The 14,132-nt window shown below is 43.5% G+C and carries 13 protein-coding genes and 1 pseudogene; 9 read left to right on the top strand and 5 right to left on the bottom strand.

Going from position 1 to position 14,132, the window contains the following annotated elements; translation table 11 throughout:
- Positions 1-464: 464 nt before the first annotated feature.
- Positions 465-1,406 carry a serine hydrolase gene (locus IM450_RS08940; RefSeq protein WP_287665206.1) on the bottom strand — a complete coding sequence of 314 codons (942 nt, stop codon included), beginning with the start codon at positions 1,404-1,406 and terminating at the stop codon, positions 465-467.
- Between the two features lie 110 nt (positions 1,407-1,516).
- On the opposite strand from IM450_RS08940, the gene IM450_RS08935 reads away from it, so the two are divergent.
- The 9 genes and pseudogenes from IM450_RS08935 to IM450_RS08895 all read left to right on the top strand — a co-directional run bounded on the left by IM450_RS08935 (position 1,517) and on the right by IM450_RS08895 (position 7,255).
- A complete protein-coding gene (locus IM450_RS08935; protein WP_287665203.1) occupies positions 1,517-2,179 on the top strand; it encodes a 4'-phosphopantetheinyl transferase family protein in 663 nt (220 codons plus the stop codon).
- A gap of 97 nt (positions 2,180-2,276) precedes the next feature.
- Entirely contained in the window at positions 2,277-3,410 is a 1,134-nt protein-coding gene (locus IM450_RS08930; protein WP_002775633.1) for a glycosyltransferase family 4 protein, read from the top strand.
- A 55-nt stretch (positions 3,411-3,465) separates the two neighbouring features.
- The gene (gene clpS / locus IM450_RS08925; protein ID WP_002765336.1) at positions 3,466-3,759 is read left to right on the top strand and encodes an ATP-dependent Clp protease adapter ClpS; all 294 of its coding nucleotides are present in this window, start codon (positions 3,466-3,468) and stop codon (positions 3,757-3,759) included.
- Positions 3,760-3,761: 2 nt separating this feature from the next.
- Entirely contained in the window at positions 3,762-4,046 is a 285-nt protein-coding gene (locus IM450_RS08920; RefSeq protein ID WP_002732155.1) for a DUF2103 domain-containing protein, read from the top strand.
- Positions 4,047-4,051: 5 nt separating this feature from the next.
- Positions 4,052-5,998, top strand: coding sequence for a pentapeptide repeat-containing protein (locus tag IM450_RS08915; RefSeq protein ID WP_287665198.1), 1,947 nt, complete (start codon positions 4,052-4,054; stop codon positions 5,996-5,998).
- Positions 5,999-6,073: 75 nt separating this feature from the next.
- Positions 6,074-6,313: a hypothetical protein gene (locus IM450_RS08910; RefSeq protein ID WP_130757183.1), complete on the top strand. Its 240-nt coding sequence runs from the start codon at positions 6,074-6,076 to the stop codon at positions 6,311-6,313.
- A complete protein-coding gene (locus tag IM450_RS08905; protein ID WP_287665194.1) occupies positions 6,297-6,692 on the top strand; it encodes a type II toxin-antitoxin system VapC family toxin in 396 nt (131 codons plus the stop codon). The genes IM450_RS08910 and IM450_RS08905 overlap by 17 nt, the downstream gene beginning before the upstream one ends.
- A gap of 85 nt (positions 6,693-6,777) precedes the next feature.
- Positions 6,778-6,873: pseudogene (locus IM450_RS08900) on the top strand (type II toxin-antitoxin system HigB family toxin); the annotation flags it as partial.
- A complete protein-coding gene (locus IM450_RS08895) occupies positions 6,839-7,255 on the top strand; it encodes a helix-turn-helix domain-containing protein (protein WP_287665191.1) in 417 nt (138 codons plus the stop codon). The pseudogene IM450_RS08900 and the gene IM450_RS08895, both read left to right, overlap by 35 nt.
- 229 nt (positions 7,256-7,484) lie before the next feature.
- On the opposite strand, the gene IM450_RS08890 is transcribed toward IM450_RS08895, so the two are convergent.
- Genes IM450_RS08890 through IM450_RS08875 form a run of 4 tightly spaced genes read right to left on the bottom strand, consistent with a single transcriptional unit; the run spans position 7,485 to position 13,804 of the window.
- A complete protein-coding gene (locus IM450_RS08890; protein ID WP_287688580.1) occupies positions 7,485-9,977 on the bottom strand; it encodes a formylglycine-generating enzyme family protein in 2,493 nt (830 codons plus the stop codon).
- A gap of 8 nt (positions 9,978-9,985) precedes the next feature.
- A complete protein-coding gene (locus tag IM450_RS08885) occupies positions 9,986-11,092 on the bottom strand; it encodes an AAA family ATPase (protein WP_287665186.1) in 1,107 nt (368 codons plus the stop codon).
- Complete coding sequence (locus IM450_RS08880; protein ID WP_287665183.1) at positions 11,082-12,941, bottom strand: caspase family protein; 1,860 nt, start codon at positions 12,939-12,941, stop codon at positions 11,082-11,084. Before IM450_RS08880 ends, IM450_RS08885 begins: the two co-directional genes overlap by 11 nt.
- Before the next feature lie 11 nt (positions 12,942-12,952).
- Entirely contained in the window at positions 12,953-13,804 is an 852-nt protein-coding gene (locus IM450_RS08875) for a hypothetical protein (RefSeq protein ID WP_287665180.1), read from the bottom strand.
- Positions 13,805-14,132: the final 328 nt, after the last annotated feature.

The following is a 14,132-nucleotide window of genomic DNA, read 5'->3' as shown; positions in this document are numbered from 1 at the left end:
TTGGTATGGTTCGATAGGGGGGCATAAATCGACTAAATCCTTATCTGGCAAGAGATTTAATTGATTAGTTCGCTCTAGATCAAAAACAATTGACAAAAATCGCCAAATATCTTTCTCTATAAGGGTTTCATCTCTTATAATTCTGTCCGTTGCATAAGACAAACCGAAGAGCCGTAAATCCTTACTTAATCAAGTATTTCAGCTGCAATAAAGAACCCTATCTCTCACCTATTGGTGAGCAGCAGAAGTTATTAAAAGAGGGCGAATGCAATTCGCCCCTACAATAACATTATCGCCCCAATAGTAGGGGCGCATCGCGTGCGCCCAAATGTAATATTGTGTGTGCCCAAATGTAATATTGTGTGCGCCCAAATGTAATATCGCATGATCCCAAATGTGATATAGATACTTCTCCAAAATTGAGATGCACCAAGCAGAGAAAACCATCCTACCCACAGCTTAAATTAATGGATCTGCATAATTTTCTCGGCTACTTTCTGGGAAATAAAAGGTAAAATTGAGCGGTTTTGACTGTTATCTTTTCCCTCGGTAAATACCACCAAGAGATAGGGAGTATGATGGGGAATTTCAATATAGGCTGCATCGTGACGTACTTGACTTGTCCAACCAGCTTTTGACCAAATTTGACTATTTTCCGGTAATCCTTGCCCCAAAAATCCTAAGATTTGTGTATCATCTCCTTGACTTGTCCAATCAGCAGGATTAAGACTTCGTTTTAGTAAAGACATCATCATCTGGGAACGTTGGGAAGAAACCGCAATCCCCCCGATAATAGTATGAATTAAACGCGCCACTGCATTGCTAGTTAACATATTGCGATTCTCCATTAATTCCCCTAAAAAAGCGCGTTCACGTCCATAGGGACCGTCAGACCAAGTTTTTTGATTAACGTTAATTGTCGCTAATTCCGGCCAATTTAGGGATTGAAAATAACGATTAACTATGTTGCGTTGTTGCTTCCAAGTTTCAAAGGGACTGGCGGCAATTTCTGGACCGCTAGTGGTTCCCGTAACCAGATCTACAACTAAACTGGCAGCATCATTACTAGAGTCAACAATCATGTCACGAATGGCGCGATTTAATTCGCTGCTTTCGGCAATCATTCCCCCCTCTAACCACTCATGAATTGCTACCAGATAAAACAATTTCACTAAACTAGCGGGATAGGTTCTTTCTTGTCCGCGATAACTAAATCCGCGGGGGGAATATTTCCAGAATTCTTCGTGAGAAATTGCTCCCCCCGTGTTGACGACAACGGGAGGATCATATACTATCCAAGTTAGGGCAATTTGTTCTTGAGCTAATTGGGGAAATTCTCGCCAAGTTGTTTCTAAAATATCTGTACCGAACTGTTGGAGATGGTCTTCAGTATGAAAAAAGTTCATAGGTGTGCTGCAAAGTCAAGAGTTAGAAGGTGGATAAATTCTTGAATCGGCAATTCTCATTTTACGGTAAAATTTACCGATAATTAATTATTTGAGCGCTTTTGAGTTTAATGTTTATATCTACCGATGAGGTTCATCTCTATTTTATCAGTCTTGATCCCTCTGGGGATAGACTAGAAAAACTGGCTTCTTTGCTCTCGGAAGATGAAATAATTAGAGCTAATCGTTACCATTTTCCCGAACACAAGCGGCGTTTTTTGGTGGCGAGGGGGTGTTTACGCGAGATTTTAGGGTCATATTTGGCGATAAGTCCCGAAAAAATCGAGTTTATCTACAGTGAGCGGGGAAAACCGAGTATTAACTACCAATTGCAGTTTAATCTCTCCCATTCCGAAGATATGGCCATCTGTGGCTTGACTTTAACCGCTCGCATCGGGGTAGATTTAGAGAAAATGCGCCAGATGAAAGATTTAAATAGCTTGACAAAAAGGTTTTTTTGTGCTAGGGAACACGAGGTTGTTGAAAAGTCCCCAGAGAAGGAAAAGCTATTTTTTCAGTTATGGACGGCAAAAGAGGCTTATTTAAAGGCACTGGGAACGGGAATTAGCGGGGGACTCGATCGAGTGGAAGTGGGCCTCAATCCCTTAAAATTAGACAATGTGGCGGGGGAATGGCAATTATGGACAGCGGCAATCGGCGATAATTATCGAGCGACGGTGGTTATCGAAGGTAGCGATCGAGTGATTAAAACCTTTGGCCTTTCTGATCTATGATTAATTGGGGAGTTAATTGCCTTGAGAAATTCAGTAATTATTCCTAGCTATCTCAAAAAAAGCTTGTCCTTAATTATTACTTAACCTTGTTTTCTCTATGCGAATTGCTCTTTTTACAGAAACCTTCTTACCGAAAATCGATGGCATTGTCACCCGTCTTAAACATACCGTAGAACACCTACAAAGATTAGGTCATCAGGTATTAGTTTTCTCTCCCGATGGCGGTTTAAAGGAGTACAAAGGTGCTAAAATTCATGGAGTTACAGGGATTCCCTTACCCCTATATCCGGAATTAAAAATGGCTTTCCCCCGGCCTTCCGTCGGTCAAGCTTTAGAGAGGTTTAAACCTGATATTATTCATGTGGTTAACCCGGCTGTTTTAGGGGTGGGAGGCATTTATTTTGCCAAAACTATGAACATTCCCCTCGTCGCTTCCTATCATACCCATCTCCCCCAATACCTACAACACTATGGATTAGGTTCCCTAGAAGGATTACTCTGGGAATTATTAAAACTGGCCCACAATCAAGCAAGTTTAAATCTCTGCACTTCCACCGCTATGGTGCAAGAATTATCTAGTCGTGGCATTGAAAAGGTCGAGCTTTGGCAAAGGGGAGTCGATACGGAATTATTTCAACCTCATTTAAAATCCCCAGCTATGAGACTGAAATTATCCCAAAATAACCCCGATAGTCCTCTCTTATTATACGTTGGTCGAGTGTCGGCCGAAAAAGAAATCGATCGCATTAAACCAGTATTAGAAGCGATTCCCGAAGCAAGATTTGCCATTGTGGGAGATGGTCCCCATCGGGAAGCTTTAACAAGTCATTTTGCCGACACAAATACCCATTTTGTCGGTTATTTACAGGGGTTAGAATTAGCCTCCGCTTTTGCTTCCGCAGATGCTTTTCTGTTTCCCTCACGCACAGAAACCCTCGGTTTGGTACTCTTAGAATCCATGGCTGCCGGTTGTCCGGTGGTGGCGGCAAATTCGGGGGGAATTCCCGATATTGTCACCGATGGAGTTAATGGTCATCTCTTCGATCCTAGGGATGAAAAGGGTTTAATTAGTGCCACCCAAAGATTACTAACCGCCAAGGCAGAAAGAGAGGAATTACGACGAAATGCGCGTCTAGAAGCGGAAAAATGGGCATGGCAAGCGGCCACCAAACAGTTATTAAATTACTATCACCAAGTTTTGAATAATAATTCTGTGGCTTTTGCCGCTTAATTGTTGTCAAAATGCTCGAATTTAACCGCAAAAACCTTGACCTATTGTAACTTTTATGGCCAGCGCACCTAGTACCACCTTAGATAAGTCCACCCAAGTTGTCAAAAAGACTTATCCCAACTATAAAGTTATTGTTCTCAACGATGACTTTAACACCTTCGATCATGTGGCCAATTGTTTAATTAAATATATCCCGGATATGACCACCGATCGAGCTTGGGAATTAACTAATCAAGTTCACTACCAAGGACAGGCAATTGTCTGGACAGGTCCCCAAGAACAAGCGGAACTTTATCACCAACAATTGCGACGGGAAGGATTAACCATGGCTCCCCTAGAGGCCGCATAATTATGAATAATGGTCGCTTAGTTTGGAATCATTCTACTCATATACCGGGGTTGATTGCGGTATTAGAAAAGTTAATTACTTATCAGGGAATCACCACTGTCACCCCGGGGGTACTTTCTCGCTCAAAAGGTCATTGTCCGCGGTTACAATTGCGGATATCAGTGCCGATTCGTGGTGGTTTTAAGCTGATTGCGAGGACAGGAAAAAGTGTTCAGGAAGTCTTTGTTATTACCGATTTAAACCAAGAGGATTTAGAAATGGCTATCCAAGCTTGTTTAGGAAAATAACTGTCGTGGGTGCGTTGTTGAAAAGCTGCTGGTTACTAATCATTGTTTTTCTGTTTTTCTGTTTACATTCTCTCCCTAGTTTGGCAGTAGTGGATAGGGTTCCCTTAACAGTAACTTTATTGCAGGAACGTTTAAGCGCACCCGTCCTTAAAGAAGGGATGACTACTATCGATTTAGCCAATTTAGTTATCGATATCCGCGATGAAAATAAGGAACTACAAGAACAATTTTATCAACAGATTCAAGGTCAAATTAATCGCGCTAAACAACCCCTAGGTTTAGATTTTAGTAATTCCTTAATTCAAGGCAATTTTATCGCTTCCCGTCTGGGTTTACCGACTCCTTTAACAAAAGTGGCTCTCGCTACCTTATTATCACCCACGGAAGAACAGTTATTACAACAGGACGAAAATTTTTTATTCGATAGCGATGAACCGGTTTTTAATGTCACAGTATTTCGTGGACCGGTGAAGTTGCAGGGAACCGTATTTATGGGAGAAGTGGACTTTTCTAAGACTTTTTTTCTGCAAATTGTCGAAGCAATGGCAGCAAAATTTAGTCGTGAAAGTAATTGGGTAGAATCGCGTTTTGCTAGGGTGGCAAAATTTACCAAAGCAAATTTTATGGGAGATGTAAATTTTAGTCAAAGTCAATTTTTAAATAAAGCCATCTTTCGCACGGCCCATTTTAAAAGTATTACTAACTTCCATCGCAGTCATTTTACTGCCGAAGCTTATTTTGATCAAACTAAATACGATAAACTCGCAGATTTTACCCGTACTTTCTGGGAAAAAGAAGCTAATTTTTCCCAAAGTCAATGGCGAGATCGTCCGCTATTTTCTAAGAGTAGATTTTTAAGTTTATTAACCTTTAGAAATGCCACTTTTGAAAAATCAGGTGCTTTCCGGTCTAGTTATTTTAATGGTGTGGTTAGTTTTCAAGATGTGAAACTTTTAGATCAGGTAGATTTTAGTAATTCCACTTTTACTAACAATAGTTATTTGAGTGTATCAGGATTAGCTTTTGATTCCGATAAAGCGAAAATACTAGGAGATAGAGGAGTAATTGGTCAGGCAATTTATTTACCAAACCTAGCAGGAAATGAGACAGTTTTAAGAAATTTGGTTCGTAATTTTCGCTCCCTAGAACAAATTGCCGATGCTAATCAAATTGAATACAAAACCGAAAAATTGCGATTACAACAGTTAAAACAAAAGCTAAATAATATCTCAGTTATTCGCCTAATTAACCTCACTTGGGTAGCTGATTTTCTGCATACTTCTTTCCTTGCTTTACTATTACTCTTAAGTCAAGATGGTACAAATTTTAGTTTAGTTTTCGGGACAGGAATCATAATTTTTGCCTATTTTGGCTGTTTATTTTGGTTAATTGATCGCGTGCGTCGTCTCACTCCTAAACCAGTAATTCCTAGTCGTTATGAAATCTTTTGTATGGTAACTAGCTATATTATTCTCACCCTTTCTGGTGTGTTTAATATCCTGCAATCTGCCAGTCGTCCCCTACTAACTTTAACAGCTATTGCCCTAATTCTTGTCCCCTTACCCCTAATTTTAATTATCGAACTTTATCGTCGGGGACGCTATCACGATTTAATGGATAGTTCCTATTTTCTGCAAGATGGCAGTATGCGACAATTACGCTTATTAATCACCCGTTTACCCGTGGTTCCTGAATTTCCCCTCTTTCGCGATCGTTATACTCCTATTCCTTGGCAAAAGCGTTGGAATTGGTTAAATTATTACGATTTAAGTCTCAATAATTTGCTAAAATTAGGCTTTAATGATTGGCGAGTTCGCGATCGAGAATTACCCGCTATCATTTCCTTTTTAGTTTGGTATCAATGGGGTATCGGCATCTTTTATATCACTCTCCTTATCTGGACTCTCTCGCGCACAATTCCGGGGTTAAATCTCTTGATTTATTTAAAATAAACTGTAAAAATTTAAATACAGCAGTTATCTTTTCGTTTTGGGTAACAGAAATATGAGTGGAAAGAGGAAAAAACCATGAATGCCAAATTGATTGAATCTCTCGTCCAAATTATCCAATCCCTTTCTGAAGAAGAAAGATTGCTCTTAGAGAATAAATTAGCTGCCCATGAAACTCAAACAGATTTTGATAACCTAGCCCAAGCTTTAGCAGAATTGCGACAAATTTGTGCTGAAGAAAACTATACTATAGAAGTTCCTCCTCGCCAAGATCGTTCTAATCCATTTGCAGAAAGCTTAAATGACATTCCTGTGTGATACTAACATGATCAGCGAGTTAGCACGTCCCCAACCTAATGCCGGCGTGCTACAATGGAGTAGAGAAGTTTCATCGATTGCCCTAAGTGTCATTACCCTCGAAGAAATTTACTACGGTTTAACCTCAAAACCAAATGCCAGAATTAACACTTGGTTTCAGCAGTTCTTTAATTATTACTGTCAAATTATACCAATTACTTCTGAAATTGCTTTATATGCAGGTGAAATACGAGGAAAATTAAGAACTCAAGGCAAAACTCGTTCTCAAGCTGATATGCTAATTGCCGCAACAGCTAAAATTCATAAACTGACTTTAGTAACGCGCAATATTCGTGACTTTGAAGGCTGCGAGATTTTGCTTTTCAATCCATTTAGCTGAGTTACAGTTAGTTCTATTGTTGCTGTGTATGAATATCTACTTAACTGGAAGAAAATTTAAATGCGCGGATAGCTTAATCGCTATCGTTTACAAAGACCAAGTAATTTATATCAAGTACATTTTGACTCACGCGGAGTATGACAAAGATGAGTGGAAAAATGACCCTTACTTTAAACCGTGATACCTACGGAAGGTTACTAGCCGAGTATCTACCAAAAGTGATAGAAAACGATGCAGAAAACGAACAGGCTATTATCCTAGCTGAGACCTTATCTCATCGAGAAAATCGCAGTCTAGAAGAAACCACTTTGTTAAATTTACTCTTGACTTTAATCGAAAAGTACGAACAAGATCATTATCCCCTTGAAGAATCAGAACCCCATTCAATACTCTGGGAACTCATGGAAGCTAACAACTTACAAGAAAAAGATTTATCAGATATACTAGGTTCAAAAACCATAGTTTCTGATATTCTTATTGGTCAACAAATAATAACAGAAAAACAAGCTATAAAGTTAGGACAGTTTTTTCACGTTGACTCAAGTTTGTTTTTAAGTAGGTAGGCGTTAAAAATTATCAGATGCCCCCCTTATCAAGGGAGATCCCCCCGCCTATCGGCACCCCCCTTATCAAGGGGGGCAGGGGGGATCAAACCCCCCTTATCAAGGGGGGCAGGGGGGATCAAACCCCCCAGGTAATTGACCCCTAAACTAATACACTTGTTCTATAGCCTGCCTAAAAAAATTCCAGAAAAGGGAATGAGGGAAAAAAGGGAAAAAAAGGGGAAAAGGGTTACAGAGTCCTCCCGAATACGCAGACTACCCGAAAACCGTAATCGTTGTCGCGGTAGTCGCGGCGGTCGAAGTAGTTGCGAATCGCGGAACGGCAGAAAGTAGGATTGAAGCCCCAAGAACCGCCCCGCAGAGGAGAACGATTATCATTACCATTTTCTATCCAAGGACTGCCATCCGTCGGCGCACCGTCATAGTTATCGTGCCAAGTATCGGCGCACCACTCGCGGACATTGCCGTGCATATCGTACAGTCCAAAGGCGTTTGGGTGAAATTGTCCCACGGGAGTCGTTTGCTGTCGATATTCTCCCTTCGGTTCCTCAGCATAGATTCTGCTGGCATTGTAGTTAGCCAATTCCCCGGTAATGGTTTCCCCAAAGTAAAACGGGGTGGTGGTTCCAGCACGACAAGCGTACTCCCATTCTGCTTCACTCGGTAGTCGGTATTCCCTTCCCGTTAGTTTCGATAATCTCGCGCAGAACTCGATCGCGTGGTCCCAGTTGACTTGTTCCACGGGGCGGCGATCGCTATCGGGACGGTCTTTAAAATAGGCTGGGTTGAGATCAAGGTCTTTTTCTACTTTTAAATCCGTGCGAGAGGCGATCGCTTTCCACTGAGCTTGGGTGATGGGATATTTACCCATGAAAAAGTTGGAGACAGTAACCTCATGTTCAGGGCGTTCATCCTTAAAACTATCTTTCTCATTTGGCGGTGAACCCATCAGGAAAGTTCCCCCCGGGATAGCAACCATAGTCAGGGGTTCGATGCCCTCCCCTAGGGGTTCTTGGTAGTAGTAGGCCTCCAGGGGTTCTCTTTTGGTAATTTCTCCCCGTTTATTGACGTATATGGTCTCGAAGGGGAATTTTAGGAGTTTTTCCGGGGTCAAGATTTCCTGTTTTCGCTGCCTCACTCTCTCCTCGATGTTTTGGGCGATATCGGCGTACTCTCCCCCCCAAGTGCGGAGAACAGCCGCGTCCACCTCAGCGAAATAGAGAGAGCGATCGCTGACTGCATCCGCTAGAGAACCCTGTGGATTGGGGATTAGAGCCGAAAAATCGCGAAATTCACCGTAATGGTCGCGAATATAATCGCCGATGCCGCGCCAAATATCGATCGTGCGCCGGTTGGCACTATCTGCCAACAGTAGCTGACGAATGCCGGGGTAAAAATCGTACCAAGCATCCGGAACCGTCGCTCCCTCCGGACTAAAGGTAGATTTTTCGACCAGTCCGCTAAAAAAGACCTCCGCTAGATGCCAATGTTTACTATCGGGTAAAAATCGCCGCTGTGCCAATCGCATCACTGGAGGAATCAGGGGAACGGCCGCCAGCACTTTGGCCAGTTCTCGGGCCAAGGGACTAGCATCGATTAAAAAGCCTCTCAATAACTCTTCCGGGGATTCCGCTTCCGGAGCGGCTGCCTCTTCTTCTCCGGTTTCACCCATATTCACCCCCGCAGTCTTTGCTCCCATTAAAACCCCCTGAATGGAGTTACCACCGCTCCCAGCGATAAATTTCGCCCAGGTTGCAAAGTGAGCGGGGGATAGATTGAAAATAGGGAACCGATAGAGAATCTGCTTCGTGCGGAGTCTTTCCCCCACTTGCAGTATTGCATTGGCAGAAGCGGGACCCGGTGCGATCAAAGGCCGGAGGATCGCCCCCTCTAAAGCGGTTCGTTGCCATAGCTCCTGCGGGAAAATGTGAGCGATGGTGACGGGGTGTTCTTTGCCCAGATCCGCTAGGGTGGCGAAGGCAGACCCCGATCGCCAAGCTTTCCCCAAAGTATCGGTTAGGACGATAAAAAGTCGGTTTCCAGAGGGTGCAACCAGACTGCGAGGGTTCCGTTCGATTTGCCCGGCGCCGGAAAGCAAACGAGCTTCATTTTCACCCGTCTCGAACCACCAAACCCGCACATCCCTAAAAAAGCCTTGCCAACGGAAGAGGGTGGTCATTCCCCCCGCTAGATCTCCCCAAAATTCCATCGGGGGAGAGCGATCGATCAACAGGTGAACCTCTAACCAACGTTCTAGGGGGGGTCGGAAAGCGAGCATCGGTAATCCCCCCGCTTCGGCCGTCCGTTCCACCGTAACCTCGATATCCAACTCGTCAGCCCGTAATCCAGGCACGCGACGCGCTAGGGGGAGAATTGCCTTACTGATGGCGGTGGGTTCGGGTATCGGAAAGGGATCGGGGACGCGAACGGGAGAAGAACGATCGCTCTCGACCGAATCGCGCTTCTGGGAGGTCTGCATCGGGCGATCGATGTTTTCGGGATAGGCAACGGGGAGCGTTGACTCGATCGCTCCGGGGGGAGGGGTTTTTTCACCGCTGCCGGATGACCGGTTATCTTCCTTATCATTAGATGAGGTTGCTTCCGACTGTTCAGACTGCTCCATCGACCAAGGCGCGATAATTCGATCGAGGTAAGCAGCGCACCAGATCAGTTCTGCCATTTCCCTCTCGTCTTCCCACCAGATGGCTTTTTTCCCTTCCATCTCTCCCCCTACCCTTGCAAGGATTTAAAGATGGTGTCTAGCAGCGATTGGCGATCGGTGGCGGTGAGGTCGTTTCCCTGTAGTAACAGATAGACCGCGTTGAGCAGTTGATCGGTGGCTAGTTTGTCTTTGCGTTTGATTCGATCGAGAAATTCCCGGATCAGATTTCTGGCCGGTTCGTCCAATTGATTCAGGCTCTCCGGGGGGAAACGTTGCTCTAGTATCCGATAGAAATCATCCTCGTTGTCGGGTTGTTCGAGTCTTAAACGCAAACATCGACGCAGGAAAGCAGGGGGAAACTCCCGGGCCTCGTTACTGGTCATGAATACTAGGGGGAACTCCTGACAAGACACACAACCTCGATCGATCGGGATTTTTTCCTCGCTGTCGTCCTGTTGACCGCGATAGGGAAGAACCGATTGGTCGCCGGTTTTTAATCGTGTCAATTCTGGGATCTCAAAAAATCCCTCCTCGAAAATATGGAGGAGATCGTTAGGCATATCGATATCGCTTTTATCGATCTCATCAATTAGCAGCACCGCCGGTCGTCCGGGAAGGGATCGATAAAAAGCCATCCCCATGGGACCTAATCTTAGATAGCTGCCGATATCTGGTTCCTCGTACTCTCCCCCCTCTCCCACTTTCTGTCTTTGTAGGGAAGCTTCCTGTAACCGTCCGATCGCATCGTAGGCATAAAGACCCTCTTTAAGGGTGGTGCGGGAAACGATCGACCAACGGTAGGGGCCGGGTAGTCCCAATTCCAGGGCAACTGCGTAGGCCAGGGAAGTCTTGCCGGCGCCGGGGTTGCCCTCGATCAGTAGGGGACGACGCAAGCAGAGGGCAGCATTCACCAATTCCACCGCTTTCGATTTCTTATCCACGAAGAATCCTAAAGCCCTAGGGTCGATTTTTCCCTGTTCGGGCGGTATTTCCTGCGATTTCGCCGCTTTTGTCCATGCTTCCGGGGATAGGCTAAAACTGCGCCAAGGGGGTGGCGGTGGGATGCGATCGAGGTGTTTTCTTTGTTCTTTGGGTGTGGGTAAACTATTGGCACTCAGGGTCAAACCCCGATAGATGCGAAGTTCTTCTGGTTTGGTAACTGGTTTATTGGCCATTGGATTCCACCACTCTCGTGTTTAGAGGTCTCGGTCTCGGGGAGGGTTTGGGGTATAGATCGTCCCAGAAAAGGGCGATTTTTCGCTTGTTTCTGCGTAATTTTTTGATCTTATCGGGCCAGTTTTTCCATTCCGAGGGTTTTAGATCGTTATCTGTCATCGGTTCGCCGGCGTTTCGACTCCAGACGGCGATCGGCAGGGATTCCACGATCTCTTCCAGATCGGCGATCGATGGTTCGGTTCCGATGTAGTAATCTTTCTGGTCAAGATCGCTATTATTTTCCCATAAAGCTCTCTTGATCTCCTCGATCTCGTCGCGTATTTCTCGGAAATCTTCATCGAAATAGCGATCGAAGGAGTTAATAAAGACGGGGTACTCGTATCCTAGAGATTTCAACGTTGTACCCCGCTTAAATTGAAATTCTTCCAGAGGGTATTTTAAAACTTTTATTGGCAGAAAAATTTCGAGATTTAGCTTTACTTTGTTCGGCAAACTATAACGAGCTTTGCGAATTAAATTAGTGAGAAATGTCTGACTTTCTGGACAAGATTCTATTTCGCTATTTAATTCAATTTTTTCGTTTTCAGCAAATCTTCCTAAGGGGCGATGTTGACTTTTAATCCAAAGATTCATTCTTAAGTGAAATGAGTTGAACACCCTTCCAGTATTATTATCTTTATCGAGATCCTGTTCTATTTCAATTTGAAGTCTCAGTTCTTCTCGATTAATACGTTCCTTGAATTTTTCCCACGACTGCCTGACTTCATTTTGTATTTTATCTAAATCCGCATTTTCTCGATACTTAATAACCCTAGACTGCCAAGCTTCGATAGCATCAATCGACGGGTTAATCCTATCTTCTTCTAATAACCTAGTTCGACACCAATCGGAACAAGCTATGAGAGGACAGATACCCTCTATAACCGGCTTGTTTGATAATTTTTTTAATTGTTTTTTAAGTTCTAGATCGTCCAAAATAAACTCTTCTAAAAATTTACTATTCAATAAAAATGAATTGATAAAAAGTAAATTTTTTGATAAATGTTTTTTAAATTCATTCAATAATTCTTCTGTGAATTCAAGGCGTTTTTCTTCCCAAGTTCGTATGGTTTTAGGAATAACTGGAAAAAATTTTGCTTCTCCCTGAGATCCCGTCAGGTCATGTATAACCTCTTGTTGCATTGAGTCGGGAATTTTTTCATTAACTTTGCCTACAATTTCATCGGGGGAAATATATCGATTACGAGAATGTTCACAAAAATCTTTCAAAACTGCTGCCAACACGGTAGAGAATACACTCTCTTTAGCGGTTTGTTTGGCACGACAAGCGGCGATCGTGTGAACGGCAATACTTTTTTCTTTGCTCGATCGATATATCCCGATCGAGCCAGCAGCGAATTTTGTAACGTCCACCGCTCCCATTTGGGAGTAACAGGTATCGATAATATACAGAATCTGCGCTATCCGAACCCCATCATTATTGAGAGGACGAACTAAATCTTCGGTCGATAGAGCCGTTTGTCCAATTAGGTTAGGATCAGTATCCTCCAGTAAAAGATAATGTCTATCCCCCAGTATATACTCGCCGTGACCGGAATAATAAAAAATGACAATATCGGTTTCACGGCGATTTTGTTGAAGCCATTGAGCAAATTTGAGGGTAATTTCATCTTTTTTCGGATTAATATCTAAATCGGTTAACACTCGCTGGTATCCAAAATCACGAGTAAACAGATCGATTACCCGTTCTAAATCCGTCTCGACGCTGGGTAATTGCTCGTCAGGGTCTAAGTTCTTGTAATCCTTTGTCCCACAAGCGATTAGATAATACTTGGTTTCTTCATCCATATCATTACCCATCAATCGATTAACCCCGATCGAATCGCTTCCCCAGTTTCAACCGCCGTCAGATACCTTTTGGCATCGTGAGCCTCGCAGCCATTATAAACTAACTTATCCTCGACAGTTCCCTCAAATAAAGGGTTGAGTTGCTTTGTCAACGCCACCACATCGCCATCGTCCGCGATATTTACCCATCTTTCCACATTTCCGGGCCAGCACCCCAGATTATTGCGGGGGGATGGTTGCAGTCGATCGAAAATTAATTGTCTTATCCCCAAAGGAGAACCGAGAGTGACAAAGACTTTAATCGGCCATTCTGGATGCTGACATAAAGTTTCGTAACAGACGATCGAACCGAGAGAATGAGCTACAAGTACCCGCGTATCTTCACCGATACATTCTATTACTCGCTCTTGAATCTGCTGTTTTAGCTTTCGATCGTGTAAATAGCCCCCTACTTGCTTAAGATAAGAAATAACCAATTTCTCGGCAATGCTACCGAAAAACCGAGATTCACTTAACCCCGACAAAGCTCTCTGGATAATTTTCGGGGTAGATTTTTCTCTCAAAAGGCTATCTGCATTGGGATGATTATTTTCTAATCGTTCCGTTTCTTGCCACCACGACTGGAGTAATTCTTTTTCCCAATCGGAATCGACATCATTAACATCGTAGTTCGGGATGCCGATCGCTTTCGATTTTCCCCGAAAAATATCTCCGTAAAACGCACAACGAAAATCAGTATCGGACTGTAACTCGGTTCCTGCGAGTTTCAATCCATCCTTGAGACTTGGCAACCACTCAGCAGAAATCGTGTTGCTACCCCTAAATTCTTGCGCGATACCGTGAACACCGACAATTTTAGCCATGATCCTCCAGTTACAGGGCTTTCCTATCCCTGTTAATTTTCAATTTTAAACGGTTTTTCCCACTTTAGAACAAGAATAAAATAAGTAGCTGGTTATATAGCGTTTCTGATTTATAAGAGGTACATTCCCAATCCTGAACAGCTTAATCAGCAAAGGTTTAAGTGTGCCGCACAGATGCGAGAACCGCTATAATTAAATTAAAAATGGATTTTAGGTTCGATCCCCCCTTAGTCCTAGAGTTGATTCATAGTAGGGTTGATTCATGAATCAACCCTACCCTTAGTCCCCCCTTGATCAGGGTGGTGTCTGATAATTTTTAACGCCTACC

Source organism: Microcystis sp. M083S1, assembly GCF_020246405.1.
Classification (GTDB): domain Bacteria; phylum Cyanobacteriota; class Cyanobacteriia; order Cyanobacteriales; family Microcystaceae; genus Microcystis; species Microcystis aeruginosa_C.
Note: the sequence above shows the minus strand (reverse complement) of the source record. Positions and strands in the feature narration are given on the sequence as shown.

What these genes read in the sequence shown, in the direction of transcription:
- IM450_RS08940 (WP_287665206.1), bottom strand. Translation starts at nt 1,406, where the DNA reads ATGAACTTTTTTCATACTGAAGACCATCTCCAACAGTTCGGTACAGAT.
- IM450_RS08935 (WP_287665203.1), top strand. Translation starts at nt 1,517, where the DNA reads ATGTTTATATCTACCGATGAGGTTCATCTCTATTTTATCAGTCTTGAT.
- IM450_RS08930 (WP_002775633.1), top strand. Translation starts at nt 2,277, where the DNA reads ATGCGAATTGCTCTTTTTACAGAAACCTTCTTACCGAAAATCGATGGC.
- clpS (WP_002765336.1), top strand. Translation starts at nt 3,466, where the DNA reads ATGGCCAGCGCACCTAGTACCACCTTAGATAAGTCCACCCAAGTTGTC.
- IM450_RS08920 (WP_002732155.1), top strand. Translation starts at nt 3,762, where the DNA reads ATGAATAATGGTCGCTTAGTTTGGAATCATTCTACTCATATACCGGGG.
- IM450_RS08910 (WP_130757183.1), top strand. Translation starts at nt 6,074, where the DNA reads ATGAATGCCAAATTGATTGAATCTCTCGTCCAAATTATCCAATCCCTT.
- IM450_RS08905 (WP_287665194.1), top strand. Translation starts at nt 6,297, where the DNA reads ATGACATTCCTGTGTGATACTAACATGATCAGCGAGTTAGCACGTCCC.
- IM450_RS08895 (WP_287665191.1), top strand. Translation starts at nt 6,839, where the DNA reads ATGAGTGGAAAAATGACCCTTACTTTAAACCGTGATACCTACGGAAGG.
- IM450_RS08890 (WP_287688580.1), bottom strand. Translation starts at nt 9,977, where the DNA reads ATGGAAGGGAAAAAAGCCATCTGGTGGGAAGACGAGAGGGAAATGGCA.
- IM450_RS08885 (WP_287665186.1), bottom strand. Translation starts at nt 11,092, where the DNA reads ATGGCCAATAAACCAGTTACCAAACCAGAAGAACTTCGCATCTATCGG.
- IM450_RS08880 (WP_287665183.1), bottom strand. Translation starts at nt 12,941, where the DNA reads ATGGATGAAGAAACCAAGTATTATCTAATCGCTTGTGGGACAAAGGAT.
- IM450_RS08875 (WP_287665180.1), bottom strand. Translation starts at nt 13,804, where the DNA reads ATGGCTAAAATTGTCGGTGTTCACGGTATCGCGCAAGAATTTAGGGGT.